The organism is Streptomyces sp. NPDC004126 (assembly GCF_050275515.1).
GTDB lineage: Bacteria > Actinomycetota > Actinomycetes > Streptomycetales > Streptomycetaceae > Streptomyces.
In genome coordinates this window covers 1-12,843 of sequence record NZ_JBNNPF010000022.1, presented here as the reverse complement: position 1 = coordinate 12,843, position 12,843 = coordinate 1, and the positions used below count along the sequence as shown (strand labels likewise).

Genomic DNA, 12,843 nt, shown 5'->3' with positions numbered 1-12,843 from the left:
TCCTCGGCCGCCTGGCACAATGGCGGCAGGCCGAAACGAGGAGGAACCGGTGGCGACTGCGCCTGGCGAGACGGGTACCGCGCCAGTACGAGGGCGATCCACCCGGCAGCGGGCAGCCGTGGCGGCGGCGCTGGACGAGGTGGACGAGTTCCGCAGCGCCCAGGAGCTGCACGACATGCTCAAGCACCGCGGTGACTCCGTGGGCCTGACCACCGTGTACCGCACCCTGCAGTCCCTCGCGGACGCCGGTGAGGTCGACGTGCTGCGCACCAGCGACGGCGAGTCCGTCTACCGGCGCTGCTCCACCGGCGAGCACCACCACCACCTGGTCTGCCGCAAGTGCGGCAAGGCCGTCGAGGTGGAGGGTCCGGCCGTGGAGAAGTGGGCCGAGTCGATCGCGGCCGAGCACGGCTACGTGAACGTGGCGCACACCGTGGAGATCTTCGGCACCTGCGCCGACTGCGCGGCCGCCGGCTAGCCGATCCGGGTCAGGTTCCGGTCGAAGAACGATCGGATCCGGTCGAGGTGCTCGGGGGCCGGGGCGGCCCGCTTCGGCAGCCAGCCCAGGTCCCCGTTGAAGAACACGAGGACGAACAGGCCCCGGGTCTCGGCCCAGCCCCGGTACTTGTCCCACTTGTAGGCCACCGCCGTCCCGTCGGGACGGTGGTTCTGCGTCCCGAGCGCCGTGACCACGAACGTGTACTCGGGGTGCTCCGCGGCCCAACGGTGCATCCGCCGCGCCCGCCGCCGCAGGTCCAGGCAGTGCCAGACCGCCCCCAGGACCATTCCCACCCCGCCCGCGAAGGCCAGGCCGGCCGGGTCCACCGCACGGCCGTGCTGGGCCGCGACCAGCGCGACCGGCACGGCGGGGAGGGCCACCAGCCACAGCAGCAGCTCCCTGCGGCCCGCGGGCGTCCTCAGGGCGCGCCACCGCAGCACCTGCCACGCGTCGCGGGGGGCCGCGCCGTACCGCAGCTCCACCGCCCGGTCAGTCATGTCCATGACGGCGGAGCCTAGCGGAGGCTTCAGTTCCCGGTGCCCTCGGGCTGGTTCGGGACCGCGCCGCCGAAACGCCGGTCGCGCTGCGCGTACTCCAGGCAGGCGTCCCACAGGTTGCGGCGGTCGAAGTCCGGCCACAGCACGTCCTGGAAGACCATCTCGGCGTACGCGCTCTGCCAGATCAGGTAGTTCGAGGTGCGCTGCTCGCCGCTGGGGCGCAGGAACAGGTCCACGTCCGGCATGTCCGGGTAGTAGATGTACTTGGCGAAGGTCTTCTCGTTGACCTTCGACGGGTCCAGCTTGCCGGCGGCCACGTCGCGGGCGATCGCCTGCGCCGCGTCCGCGATCTCGGCGCGGCCGCCGTAGTTGACGCAGAAGTACAGGGTCATGGCGTCGTTGTCGACGGTCTGCTCCTGTGCGATCTGGAGCTCCTGGACGACGGACTTCCACATCTTCGGCATCCGGCCGACCCAGCGGATCCGGATGCCGAGCTCGTTCATCTCGTCGCGGCGGCGCCGGATGACGTCGCGGTTGAAGTTCATGAGGAAGCGGACCTCGTCGGGCGTGCGCTTCCAGTTCTCCGTCGAGAAGGCGTAGAGGGAGAGGTTCTTGACGCCCATCTCCAGGCAGCCCTTGAGCACGTCGAGGACGACGCCCTCGCCGACCTTGTGGCCCTCGGTGCGGGGCAGGCCGCGCTCCTTGGCCCAGCGGCCGTTGCCGTCCATCACGATGGCGACGTGGTTCGGGACCAGCTCGCCGGGGATCTTCGGCGGACGCGCACCGGACGGGTGCGGCTCGGGAACCTTGTACTCGCGGCGAGAGCGTCCCAGAATCCCGCGTCGTGCCATGTGTCCAGCTCCTATTTCTCGACGTATCGGAGGGAGCGTAGCCCGCGCTCCAGATGCCAGTGCAAATAGGCCGAGACCAGCCCGCTGCCCTCCCGCGCGTGACGGGCCTCGCAGGCGTCCGCGTGCTTCCAGTCGCCCGTCAGCAGGGCGCTGAGCAGGGCGATGGCCTCCGACGAGGGTACGACGGAGCCCGGCACCCGGCAGTCCCCGCATATGACCCCGCCGGCGGCGACGGAGAAGTGCCGGTTGGGGCCGTGGATCCCGCACTTCGCGCAGTCCTCGAAGCTGGGGGCGTAGCCGTTGACGGCGAGGGAGCGCAGCAGGAAGGCGTCGAGGATCAGGTGGGGCTCGTGCTCGCCCCGGGAGAGCGTGCGCAGGGCTCCGACCAGCAGCAGGTACTGCTGTACGGCGGGCTCGCCCTCGTTCTCGGTGAAGCGCTCGGCGGTCTCCAGCATGGCCGTGCCGGCGGTGTAGCGGGCGTAGTCGGTGGCGATGCCGTTGCCGTAGGGGGCGATGATCTCGGTCTGGGTGCACAGCGGCAGGCTGCGGCCGATCAGCTCGCTGCCGCGCGCGAAGAACTGCACGTCGGCGTGGGAGAAAGGTTCCAGCCCGGCGCCGAACTTGGACTTGGTGCGCCGGACACCGCGGGCGACGGCCCGGACGCGGCCGTGGCCGCGGGTGAGGAGCGTGATGATGCGGTCCGCCTCACCCAGCTTCTGGGTGCGCAGCACGATGCCGTCGTCGCGGAACAGACTCATGGCCCCATTGTCCCCCGGGTGCGGACAGCGCCGACCCCCGCCCGGACCGTGTCCGGACGGGGGTCGGCACCCCTTGGGAGGATCAGGAGGCGGGCGCGCCCGCGTCGTCGGCCTTCTCGGCCGCCTTCTCCGAGGCCGCGGCCTTCTCCGCGCCGGCCGGGGCCGCCGCGGGCTGGGCGGGCAGCTCGACCCCGGCGGGAGCCTTGGCGGCGGTCTGGGCGTCGTCCTTGGCCAGGCCGTTGAAGATCAGGTTGAGGACGATCGCGGCCGTGGCACCGAGGGTGACACCGCTGTCGAGCAGCGAGGCGACGTCCGGGCTGACGTGCTTGTCGAAGAAGAGCGGGGCGGTGTCGGGGAAGAGCGCGAGGGCGATCGAGACGCCGACGATCAGCGCGTTCTTCTCCTCCTTGAGGTCCACCTTGGCGAGGGTCTGGATGCCGGCCAGGGCGACCATGCCGAACATGACGGTGGCGGCACCGCCGAGGACGCCCGGCGGGACGGAGGCGACGATCGCGGCGGCCTTCGGGATGAGACCGAGGACGATCATGAACACACCGGCGGCCACGACCACGAAGCGGCTCTTGACCTTGGTCATCCGGACCAGGCCGACGTTCTCGGCGAAGGCGACGTATGGGAAGGAGTTCAGGATGCCGCCGAGGGCGGTCGCGGCGCCGTCGGCGCGCAGGGCGCGGGCCACGGTCTCGCTGTCGACCTCCTTGCCGACGATGTCGCCGACCGCGTAGGTGTCACCGGTGGTCTCGACCATGGTGATCAGCATGACGATCAGCATCAGGAAGATCGGGAACCATTCGAACTTCGGGACGCCGAAGTGGAAGGGCGTGGTGACGCCGATCCAGTCGGACTGGCCGACGTTGCCGAACTTGGCGTCGCCGAGCGCGAAGGCCGCGGCGGTGCCTCCGACCAGGCCGAGCAGGATGCTGATGCTGCGCAGGAACGGTCCGCCGAACTTCATCAGGACGAGGATGAAGAGCATGGTGCCGCCGGCGTAGGCCAGCTGTGTCGGCACACCGCCGTCGGCGAGGGTGGGAACGCCGCCGACCGCGTCCCGGAGGCCGACCGGGATCAGCACGATGCCGAGGACGGTGATCACCGAGCCGGTGACCACCGGCGGGAAGAGCCGCATGACCGCCCGGAACGCGTTGGCGGGCAGCCAGGCGAAGGCGAAGGTGGCGATACCGGCGGTGATGACCGCGCCGTAGATGACCAGCAGCGCGGCGGTGCCGCCGCCGGCGCCGAGGCCGATGGCGATCATCGGGGAGACGGCGGTGAAGGTGACGCCCTGGATGAGCGGCAGTCTGGCGCCGATCCTGCCGATGCCGAAGGCCTGGATGATCGAGGCGATACCGCAGGTGAAGAGGTCCGCGTTGATCAGGTAGACCAGCTGTTCAGGGCTCAGCTTGAGTGCGCTGCCCACGATGATCGGGACGATCACCGCGCCGGCGTAGAAGGCGAGTACGTGCTGGAAGCCGTACAGCGCGAGCTTGGGGAGGGGGAGCACCTCGTCGACCGGGTGCGTGCTCTGCTCTCCGCTTGCGGAAAGCCGGGCGGCGACACGTGCCATCTCTGCCTTGCCCTTCAAGGTAGGTAACTGAGAGGAATCTGGTTGTCCCTGGACGGAGTGGGTCGCTAACCCGTTGATCCGCCGGGGTTGTCAGTGGGAACACGCGAATCTCGTCGTCGTGTGACCGGAATTGAACGCCTGTGGGAGTGCTCACAGATATCGTCGACTTCGACAAAGTGTTGACGTTTCGGGACGTTCGATCTGGAGGTTCCTCCAGTGGCGGACGCCCGCCCGCAGGAGTATGGGACGACGGGCCCCGGACGCCCACTTCCCGCTGCACACCTGCGAAGTTCCCAGCCTTGACAGGCCATTACCCGGTTCGCAAGTATTCGGTCACGCAAATCAGAGGGCCTAATTCCGGCCGTTCGGAATGCGGAATTCTTGTACGGAAGTAGGGAATCCACCTCTTCCACGGAACAAGCTACCTGCCGGTTCACGCCCGCGAGGCCGGATCGTTACCTCCAGGAACTCCGCATGCCGGAATTCCGCCCCGGAACGCCGCCGGGCCCGGCGGAAATCCGCCGGGCCCGGACCCTCGTACGCGCTCCTCCTACGGGGCTCTGACCGCCGAGAGCAGCCCGGCCACCTCGTCCGTGCCCATCCGCAGCGCCGCGCCGACGGTGGCGAGCACCTCGCGCTCGGCCGGGATGTAGGGCCCGTCCGCGAGCGCGATCCGCGCGCCCTGGAGCAGGATCGACTCCCGCCCCGGCCCCGCCAGGTGCGGGGCGAGCGGCTCCAGCGCCTCGTGGAGCTCGATCGACAGCGCGGCCCCGCAGCACTCGGGCCCGTCGTACAGCCCCAGCCGGCCCTCGTCGGTGGCCAGCGCGTCCACGAGGGACTCCAACTGCTCCGCGGTGCAGTCCTGGAACCCGGCGGCCCGTACGGCCGACACGGCGGCCTCCAGGGCGCTGCGCGAGGCGGTCCCGCCCGCCGCGAGGACGGCCAGCGCCACGGTGTGCTGGGCGTCGCGCAGCAGGGCCGAGAAGCGGGTGGTGGTCAGGTGGTCCAGCACGTCGGTGTCGAAGCGCTGCCGGCAGCCCTGGCACTCGACGACCGGCCCGGCCTGGCCGCGCGGCAGCAGCGGCACGCCGAGCACGGTGAAGCGCCGGCGTCCGGTGCGCCGGCGGTAGTTGCGGTCACCGCCGCAGTCGGGGCAGAAGAACTCCCCGTCTCCCACGGTGTTCCAGGTGGTGCGGATGCCCCAGACGGTCAGCTTCCGGCCGTCCCCACCCCGAACTGGCAGCACGTCGCACCTCCATAACCTTCCGGCGGCACCGCCGGGTTGGCGTGATGTTAGCCACATCGGTGAGGCTGCGTCAGTCGTGCGACAAGACAACATCGCGCGGGGCCGGGAGTTGGCCGAAGTGCGCCCCCGCCGCTCCGCTTTCCCTACCCTCTGCGGCATGAACGAGAAGTCCTGTCTGGTGACCGGAGCCGCGAGCGGCATCGGCCGGGCCACGGCCCTGCTCCTGGCCCGCTCCGGGGCCCGGGTCACCGCGTCCGACGTCAACGGCCCCGGCCTGGAGTCCCTGCGCGCGCTGCTCGCCGGGGAGGGGCACGGGATCACGACCGTGACCGGTGACGTGTCCGATCCCGAGGCCAACCACGCGATGGTCGCGGCCGCCGTCGCCGCGTACGGGCGGCTCGACGTCGCCGTGGCGAACGCCGGGGTGCTCCCCCTTTCGGACGTGCGCGAGACCACCCCCGAGGACTGGGACCACGTCATGGCGGTTGACGGCCGGGGCATGTTCCTGACCTGCAAGTACGCCATCGAGGCGATGACCGCGCAGCGGCCGGCCGGCGGGGCGCTGGTCTGCGTGTCCTCGATCTCGGGGGTGGCCGGGCAGGCCCGCCAGGCCGCGTACGGGCCGGCGAAGTTCGTCGCGTCGGGGCTGGCCAAGCACCTGGCGGTGGAGTGGGCGGCGCGCGGGATCCGCGTCAACGCGGTGGCGCCCGGAACCATCCGCACGGAGCGGGTACTGGCGCTGGACGACGAGCCGGGCGGCCCGGAGTACCTCGCGGAGGTCACGGCGGCCCACCCGATGGGCCGGCTCGGCGAGCCGGAGGAGGTGGCCCGCGCCATCGCCTTCCTGGCCTCCGACGCGGCCTCGTTCGTGACCGGTGTGGTCCTTCCGGTGGACGGCGGCTACCTGGCCCGCTGAGCGGCCCCGGGCACGACGGAGCCCCCGCCCCTCCACGAGGGGGGACGGGGGCTCCGTACGGGTGGACTAGCGGCCCGCGCGGTTGACGGCGGAGATGACCGCCTTCAGGGAGGCGCGGGTGGTGTTGGCGTCGATGCCGATGCCCCACAGGACCCGGCCGTCGATCGCGCACTCGATGTACGAGGCGGCCACGGCGGAGGCGCCCTCGCTCATCGTGTGCTCGGTGTAGTCCAGCAGGCGGGCGTCGACGCCGATGCCGGCCAGCGCGTCGAAGAAGGCCGAGATCGGGCCGTTGCCGGTGCCGTTCAGGACCGTCTCGACGCCGTCCACGACCGCCTCGACGGTCAGGGTGTCGGTGCCGTCCTTGTCGGTGGCGGTGGAGCCGGAGCGCAGCTGGATGCGGCCCCACGGGTTCTCGGGGTTGGGCAGGTACTCGTCCGAGAAGACGTCCCAGATCGCCTTCGGCGTGACCTCGCCGCCCTCGGAGTCGGTCTTGGCCTGGATGATCCGCGAGAACTCGATCTGCATGCGGCGCGGCAGGTCCAGCTTGTGGTCGTTCTTCAGGACGTAGGCGATGCCGCCCTTGCCGGACTGCGAGTTGACCCGGATGACCGCCTCGTAGGAGCGGCCGACGTCCTTCGGGTCGATCGGCAGGTACGGGACCGCCCACTCGATGTCGTCCACGGTCTTGCCCTGGGAGGCCGCGTCGGCCTCCATGGCGTCGAAGCCCTTCTTGATGGCGTCCTGGTGGGAGCCGGAGAAGGCGGTGTAGACCAGGTCGCCCGCGTAGGGGTGGCGCGGGTGGACCTCCATCTGGTTGCAGTACTCGCTGGTGCGGCGGATCTCGTCGATCTGGGAGAAGTCGATCTGCGGGTCGATGCCCTGCGAGAACAGGTTCATGCCCAGGGTGATCAGGTCGACGTTGCCGGTGCGCTCGCCCTGCCCGAACAGGCAGCCCTCGATGCGGTCGGCGCCGGCCATCAGAGCCAGCTCGGCGGCGGCGACGGCGGTGCCGCGGTCGTTGTGCGGGTGCACGGAGATGCAGACGTGCTCGCGGCGGGTCAGGTTGCGGGCCATCCACTCGAAGCGGTCCGCGTGGGTGGAGGGCGTCGAGCGCTCCACGGTGGCGGGCAGGTTCAGGATGATCTCGCGGCCCTCGCCGGGCTGCCAGACGTCGCAGACGGCCTCGCAGACCTCCAGGGCGAAGTCCAGCTCGGTGTCGGTGAAGATCTCCGGGCTGTACTGGTAGCCGAAGGTGGTCTCGGGGCCCAGCAGCTTCTCGGCGTACTCCATGACCAGGCGGGTGCCGTCGACGGCGATCTGCTTGATCTGCTCCTTGGAGCCGCGGAAGACGACCCGGCGGAAGGTCGGGGCGGTCGCGTTGTACAGGTGCACGGTGGCGCGCTTGGCGCCGACCAGCGACTCGACGGTCCGCTCGATCAGGTCCTCGCGGGCCTGGGTCAGTACGGAGATGGTGACGTCGTCCGGGATCGCGCCCTCTTCGATGATGGAGCGCACGAAGGCGAAGTCGGTCTCGCCGGAGGACGGGAAGCCGACCTCGATCTCCTTGTAGCCCATGCGCACCAGCAGGTCGAACATCTCGCGCTTGCGGGCGGGGGTCATCGGGTCGATCAGCGACTGGTTGCCGTCGCGCAGGTCCGTGGAGAGCCAGCGGGGAGCCTTGGTGACGCGGGCGTCCGGCCAGGTGCGGTCGGGGATGTCCACCTGCTCGTACCGGCCGTACTTGTGGATCGGCATCCCGGAGGGCTTCTGGGTGTGGGTCGCGTTCGTGATGGGCGTGGGGCGACCGACAAAAGTGTGCTGGCTCATGGCGTTGGGCTCCTCGCGTGTCCGCGTGTAGTTCGCTGAACGGCCGACGGCGGTCGTAAAAACCGCAACACCAAACTCCGCGGGGAGGGGGCCGGCCTACGACTACAGACCCTCGCCGCGGCAGCTAAGGAGAAGCAGCCCGAAACGCATGATGGGCCGAGCCTAACCGAGCCGCGCCGTATCGCGAGGACCTGTTTCAGTATGCAAGACCCGGGTGCCCGATTTGCACCCTTTGTGAGCTACGACTCCTTCCACGCGCCCAGGTCAGGGTGATCCGTCAACACGGCGCGTCAGGTTTGAGACAACCGAATGAATCATGGTCGCCGGTAGTGACAGCGTCATGACCCACTGCCACATTGCCGTGCATGGATGCCTTCGTTTCCCCTGTCCACGCCCTCCGCACCCCCCACCACCCCGTCTTCTGCACGGTCGTGCCGCCGCACCTGCTCCGCAAGGCCGCCCAGTCCGCGGACAGCGCGCGGGCCGACGCCGCCCTGCGCACCCTCGAACACGACAGCGGCCTGCGCGAGCGGCGCCAGGTCAACGCCCTCAGGGGCATCGCCCCCTCGCTGGCCGACACGCCCGCCGAAGGGCCCGCCCGGACGATCTACGACGCCCAGCACCGCACCCGGCTGCCCGGCAAGAAGGTCCGCGCGGAGGGCTCCGAACCGGTCAAGGACGCCACCGCCAACCGCGCCTACGCCGGGCTCGGCGCGACCTACGAACTGTTCCTCAAGGCCTTCGGACGGCACTCCATCGACGACTCCGGGCTGCCGCTGGACGCCACCGTCCACTACGGCCAGGACTACAACAACGCCTTCTGGGACGGCCGCCAGATGGTCTTCGGCGACGGCGACGGCGACCTCTTCCTCGACTTCACGGTGTCGGTGGACGTCATCGGGCACGAGCTGGCCCACGGCGTCACCCAGTACACGGCCAACCTCGACTACCACGGGCAGTCCGGGGCGCTCAACGAGTCCATGTCGGACGTCTTCGGCTCGCTGATCAAGCAGTACTCCCTGGACCAGACCGCCGACCAGGCGGACTGGCTGATCGGCGCCGGGCTGCTGGGGCCGAACGTCACCGGGGTCGCGCTGCGCTCCATGAAGGCGCCGGGCACCGCGTACGACGACGACGAGCTCGGCAAGGACCCGCAGCCCGCGACCATGGACGACTACGTCAACACCTCGCGCGACAACGGCGGCGTCCACATCAACTCCGGGATCCCCAACCACGCCTTCTACATCGCGGCCACCGAGCTGGGCGGCAAGGCCTGGGAGCGGGCCGGACGGATCTGGTACGACACGCTGACCGGCGGCCGGCTGGGCGAGAAGGCCTCCTTCAAGGACTTCGCCCGGCTGTCGACGGCCGCGGCCGTCGCCCGGTACGGCGAGGGCGGCGCGGAGCACCAGGCCCTCCAGAAGGCCTGGTCGGCCGTCGGCCTGGCCTAGGCCGTCCCGCTCCGATAGAAGGGGCACCATGCGGATCGAAGTGGTGCGGACGGGCGGTTTCGCGGGGATCGAGCGCCGGGCCGAGGTGGACACCTCGGGCCGGCCCGACGAGGAGGAGTGGCAGGCGCTCGCCCTGCTGGCGCTGCGCCCGGACCCCCGGGCCGGCCAGGGGCCGGGCGGGGTGCGGGACGGGTTCTCGTACCGGATCACGGTGGACGGGCGGACGGTGTCCTGCCAGGACCCCCACCTGTCGGACGCCCAGCGCAGCCTGGTCTCCCGCGTGCTCAAGGAGGGCGCGTAGCCACGGCCCCGGGAAAGGGGATGCCCGGGTCATGGCGGTCCTGCTTGGATGACGGGATGACTGAAACGATCTTGGCCGCCCTGGAGCAGTACTACGACGCCGTCCCCCGCCGGGGCGGCGCGCGGGGCGAGGACTTCGGGCCGCTGACCCTGTTCGTGCAGGAGGGACAGGGCTGGCAGTACTACGCACGGCCCGCGCTCGGCGGCGCCGACGCGACCGCCGCCGACGTACTCACGGTGCTGGAGAGGCAGCGGGAGCTGAAGGTGCCGGAGTCCTTCGAATGGGTGGCCGAAACCACCCCCTCGCTGCGGGCCGCGGTGGAAGCCGCCGGGCTGCACGTCCACGCCCACCCCCTGATGGCACTGGACGCCGACGCCGAGCCGCTCCCGCCGCATCCCGAGGTCCGGCTGCTCGGCGCCGACGACCCGCTGCTCCAGGCCGCCGTGACCGTACCGGCGCTGGCCTTCGGCGAGCCGGGCACGGCCCTGGGCACGGCGGGCCCGGCGGAGCTGGCGGCGGCCGTGGCGGACCCGGGGTCCGAGGAGCGACGGGCCCGCGTCTCGACGATGCTCGCGGACGGGCGCACCACGATGGCCGCGGCCGTGCGCGACGGGCTGGTGCTCTGCTCCGGCCAGTACAACCCGGTCGGCGACGTCGCCGAGGTCGTCGGCGTCGGCACCCTGCCCACCGCCCGGCGCCAGGGGCTCGCCCTCGGGGTGACCGCGGCCCTGGTCGCCGAGGCCCGCGCCCGGGGCGCCCGTACGGTCTTCCTGTCGGCCGGGGACGAGGACGTGGCCCGGATCTACGCCCGCGCCGGGTTCCGGCGGGTGGGCACGGCCCTGATCGCGGAGCCGGCGGCGGGCTGATCCCGGGGGTCCCCCCAGCGGTAGCTGGGGGGACGGTTTGCCGGTTCGGCAACGGAAGTTGCCCGGGCGGTGGCCCCGGCGCAGCATCGGCCGTACCGGCAGACCCTCCCCCGGCCACCACTGGGGGACCTCACGGAAGAGGCCCCGCATGACCGAGCACCAGCACCACCAGCACCACCGGCACCAGGAGCAGCACCCCGACGGCGCGGGCGAGGGCTGGTGGGACGCCCGCTACCGCGAGAGCGACCGCGTCTGGAGCGGCAGGGCCAACGAGGTACTGGTCCGCGAGGCCTCCGGCCTCACCCCGGGCCGCGCCCTCGACCTGGGCTGCGGCGAGGGCGCCGACGCCGTGTGGCTGGCCCGGCAGGGCTGGCGGGTCACCGGCACCGACATCTCCGGGGTGGCCCTCGCGCGGGCGGCCGGGCACGCCGCGGAGGCGGGGCTCGGGGACCGCGTCGACTGGCAGCGGCACGACCTTGCCGATTCCTTCCCCGACGGGGAGTTCGACCTGGTCTCCGCGTGCTTCCTGCACTCGTACGGGGACTTCCCGCGCGAGCGGATCCTGCGCACGGCCGCCTCCGCCGTGGCTCCCGGCGGGATCCTGCTCATCGCCGGCCACGCGGGCGGGCCGTCCTGGGACCCCGACGCGCACGCCGACATCCGCTTCCCGACCCCGGACGAGGTGCTGGCGGACCTGGAGCTGCCGGAGGGCGCCTGGGAGGTGCTGCTCTCGGCCGAGCACGAGCAGGCCCTGACGGCCCCCGACGGCCGGCCGGGGACCCGCAGGGACAACGCGCTGAAGCTGCGGCGGCGCGCCGCCCGGGACGCCGGCTAGAAGCCGAGCTTGCGGAGCTGCTTCGGGTCGCGCTGCCAGTCCTTGGCGACCTTCACGTGCAGGTCGAGGAAGACCGGCGTGCCGAGCAGCGCCTCGATGTGCTTGCGCGACTTCATGCCGACCTCCTTCAGGCGCGAGCCCTTGGGGCCGATGATGATGCCCTTCTGGCTGGGGCGCTCGATGTAGACGTTGGCGTGGATGTCCAGCAGCGGCCGGTCCGCGGGCCGGTTCTCGCGCGGGATCATCTCCTCGACGACGACGGCGATGGAGTGCGGCAGCTCGTCGCGCACGCCCTCCAGGGCGGCCTCGCGGATCAGCTCCGCGACCATCACCATCTCGGGCTCGTCGGTGAGGTCGCCCTCCGGGTACAGCGGGGGGCTCTCGGGCAGCAGCGGCGCGATCAGGTCGGCCAGCAGCTGCACCTGGGTGTCGCCGACCGCCGAGACGGGGACGATCTCGGCCCACTCGAAACCGAGCTCCTCGGCCAGCCGGTGGACGGCGATGAGCTGCTCGCCCACCTGCTTGGACTCGACCAGGTCCGTCTTGGTGATGATGGCGATCTTGGGGGTCTTCTTGATCCCCGCGAGCTCCTTGGCGATGAACTTGTCGCCGGGGCCGAGCTTCTGGTCGGCGGGCAGGCAGAAGCCGATGACGTCGACCTCGGCCCAGGTGGTGCGCACGACGTCGTTGAGGCGCTCGCCGAGCAGCGTGCGCGGCTTGTGCAGACCGGGGGTGTCGACCAGCACCAGCTGCGCGTCCGGGCGGTGCACGATGCCGCGGACGGTGTGGCGGGTGGTCTGCGGCCGGTTGGAGGTGATCGCGACCTTGGTGCCCACGAGCGCGTTGGTCAGGGTCGACTTGCCCGCGTTGGGGCGGCCGACGAAGCAGGCGAAGCCCGCGCGGTGCGGGGCGGTGGGCTCGGGGGAACGATCGCTCATACGGGCCATTCTCCCCGATGCGGCCCCCCGCGCCGACCAGACCACCCCCGAGACGCCCACACCCTGCCCCGCGCCGCGGCCCCCGGGGCCCGTACCCTGCCCCGCGCCGCGACCCTTGGGGCCCGCGCCCTACCCCGCGCTGCGGCCCCCGGGGCCCGAAGCCGCTGCCCGTGCGGGGCGGCGGCCCGTGCCCGGCGGGCCCGGGCCGGAGGGTCTTCTCCCCTACCCGCCCTTCCACCGTTCCCTGGGGCGGTGCCCCTGACCCCGTTGCGC

13 protein-coding genes are annotated in these 12,843 nt (G+C 71.5%); 6 read left to right on the top strand and 7 right to left on the bottom strand.

Translation table 11 applies throughout. The features are described from left to right. Nucleotides 1-49: 49 nt before the first annotated feature. Entirely contained in the window at nt 50-478 is a 429-nt protein-coding gene (locus ACQKM2_RS21485) for a Fur family transcriptional regulator (protein WP_007263971.1), read from the top strand. Here ACQKM2_RS21485 and ACQKM2_RS21480 read toward each other — a convergent pair. The 5 genes from ACQKM2_RS21480 to ACQKM2_RS21460 all read right to left on the bottom strand — a co-directional run bounded on the left by ACQKM2_RS21480 (nt 475) and on the right by ACQKM2_RS21460 (nt 5,433). Beyond that, nucleotides 475-1,002 carry a YcxB family protein gene (locus ACQKM2_RS21480; protein ID WP_427711902.1) on the bottom strand — a complete coding sequence of 176 codons (528 nt, stop codon included), beginning with the start codon at nt 1,000-1,002 and terminating at the stop codon, nt 475-477. The two genes, ACQKM2_RS21485 and ACQKM2_RS21480, sit on opposite strands and share 4 nt — an antisense overlap. Before the next feature lie 23 nt (nt 1,003-1,025). After that, on the bottom strand, nt 1,026-1,847 hold the full coding sequence (locus tag ACQKM2_RS21475) for an isoprenyl transferase (protein WP_362462019.1): 822 nt from the start codon (nt 1,845-1,847) through the stop codon (nt 1,026-1,028). An 11-nt stretch (nt 1,848-1,858) separates the two neighbouring features. Further along, complete coding sequence (recO, locus tag ACQKM2_RS21470) at nt 1,859-2,605, bottom strand: DNA repair protein RecO (protein WP_385771248.1); 747 nt, start codon at nt 2,603-2,605, stop codon at nt 1,859-1,861. Nucleotides 2,606-2,687: 82 nt separating this feature from the next. After that, complete coding sequence (locus tag ACQKM2_RS21465; protein ID WP_427711900.1) at nt 2,688-4,187, bottom strand: nucleobase:cation symporter-2 family protein; 1,500 nt, start codon at nt 4,185-4,187, stop codon at nt 2,688-2,690. Between the two features lie 550 nt (nt 4,188-4,737). After that, on the bottom strand, nt 4,738-5,433 hold the full coding sequence (locus ACQKM2_RS21460) for a TerB family tellurite resistance protein (protein WP_427711898.1): 696 nt from the start codon (nt 5,431-5,433) through the stop codon (nt 4,738-4,740). Between the two features lie 157 nt (nt 5,434-5,590). On the opposite strand from ACQKM2_RS21460, the gene ACQKM2_RS21455 reads away from it, so the two are divergent. Next, nucleotides 5,591-6,349 (top strand): SDR family NAD(P)-dependent oxidoreductase, encoded by a 759-nt coding sequence (locus ACQKM2_RS21455; RefSeq protein WP_427711896.1) that lies wholly within the window; start codon nt 5,591-5,593, stop codon nt 6,347-6,349. Nucleotides 6,350-6,415: 66 nt separating this feature from the next. Here ACQKM2_RS21455 and leuA read toward each other — a convergent pair whose 3' ends face one another. Then, nucleotides 6,416-8,179: a 2-isopropylmalate synthase gene (leuA, locus tag ACQKM2_RS21450; protein ID WP_427711894.1), complete on the bottom strand. Its 1,764-nt coding sequence runs from the start codon at nt 8,177-8,179 to the stop codon at nt 6,416-6,418. Between the two features lie 365 nt (nt 8,180-8,544). Between leuA and ACQKM2_RS21445 the strand changes: the two genes are divergently transcribed. The 4 genes from ACQKM2_RS21445 to ACQKM2_RS21430 all read left to right on the top strand — a co-directional run bounded on the left by ACQKM2_RS21445 (nt 8,545) and on the right by ACQKM2_RS21430 (nt 11,632). Continuing rightward, nucleotides 8,545-9,630 (top strand): M4 family metallopeptidase, encoded by a 1,086-nt coding sequence (locus ACQKM2_RS21445; protein ID WP_427711892.1) that lies wholly within the window; start codon nt 8,545-8,547, stop codon nt 9,628-9,630. A 28-nt stretch (nt 9,631-9,658) separates the two neighbouring features. After that, nucleotides 9,659-9,931: a protealysin inhibitor emfourin gene (locus ACQKM2_RS21440; RefSeq protein WP_125816462.1), complete on the top strand. Its 273-nt coding sequence runs from the start codon at nt 9,659-9,661 to the stop codon at nt 9,929-9,931. A 56-nt stretch (nt 9,932-9,987) separates the two neighbouring features. After that, nucleotides 9,988-10,797 (top strand): GNAT family N-acetyltransferase, encoded by an 810-nt coding sequence (locus ACQKM2_RS21435; RefSeq protein ID WP_427711890.1) that lies wholly within the window; start codon nt 9,988-9,990, stop codon nt 10,795-10,797. 148 nt (nt 10,798-10,945) lie between these two features. Continuing rightward, nucleotides 10,946-11,632 (top strand): class I SAM-dependent methyltransferase, encoded by a 687-nt coding sequence (locus ACQKM2_RS21430; protein WP_427711888.1) that lies wholly within the window; start codon nt 10,946-10,948, stop codon nt 11,630-11,632. Here ACQKM2_RS21430 and era read toward each other — a convergent pair. Beyond that, entirely contained in the window at nt 11,629-12,579 is a 951-nt protein-coding gene (gene era / locus ACQKM2_RS21425; RefSeq protein ID WP_427711886.1) for a GTPase Era, read from the bottom strand. The genes ACQKM2_RS21430 and era overlap by 4 nt on opposite strands. Between the last annotated feature and the right edge of the window lie 264 nt (nt 12,580-12,843).

Excerpts from the sequence above, each read along its gene's own strand:
- ACQKM2_RS21435 (WP_427711890.1), top strand. The coding sequence starts at position 9,988 with ATGACTGAAACGATCTTGGCCGCCCTGGAGCAGTACTACGACGCCGTC.
- ACQKM2_RS21440 (WP_125816462.1), top strand. The coding sequence starts at position 9,659 with ATGCGGATCGAAGTGGTGCGGACGGGCGGTTTCGCGGGGATCGAGCGC.
- ACQKM2_RS21480 (WP_427711902.1), bottom strand. The coding sequence starts at position 1,002 with ATGGACATGACTGACCGGGCGGTGGAGCTGCGGTACGGCGCGGCCCCC.
- ACQKM2_RS21475 (WP_362462019.1), bottom strand. The coding sequence starts at position 1,847 with ATGGCACGACGCGGGATTCTGGGACGCTCTCGCCGCGAGTACAAGGTT.
- ACQKM2_RS21430 (WP_427711888.1), top strand. The coding sequence starts at position 10,946 with ATGACCGAGCACCAGCACCACCAGCACCACCGGCACCAGGAGCAGCAC.
- ACQKM2_RS21465 (WP_427711900.1), bottom strand. The coding sequence starts at position 4,187 with ATGGCACGTGTCGCCGCCCGGCTTTCCGCAAGCGGAGAGCAGAGCACG.
- recO (WP_385771248.1), bottom strand. The coding sequence starts at position 2,605 with ATGAGTCTGTTCCGCGACGACGGCATCGTGCTGCGCACCCAGAAGCTG.
- leuA (WP_427711894.1), bottom strand. The coding sequence starts at position 8,179 with ATGAGCCAGCACACTTTTGTCGGTCGCCCCACGCCCATCACGAACGCG.
- ACQKM2_RS21445 (WP_427711892.1), top strand. The coding sequence starts at position 8,545 with ATGGATGCCTTCGTTTCCCCTGTCCACGCCCTCCGCACCCCCCACCAC.
- era (WP_427711886.1), bottom strand. The coding sequence starts at position 12,579 with ATGGCCCGTATGAGCGATCGTTCCCCCGAGCCCACCGCCCCGCACCGC.
- ACQKM2_RS21455 (WP_427711896.1), top strand. The coding sequence starts at position 5,591 with ATGAACGAGAAGTCCTGTCTGGTGACCGGAGCCGCGAGCGGCATCGGC.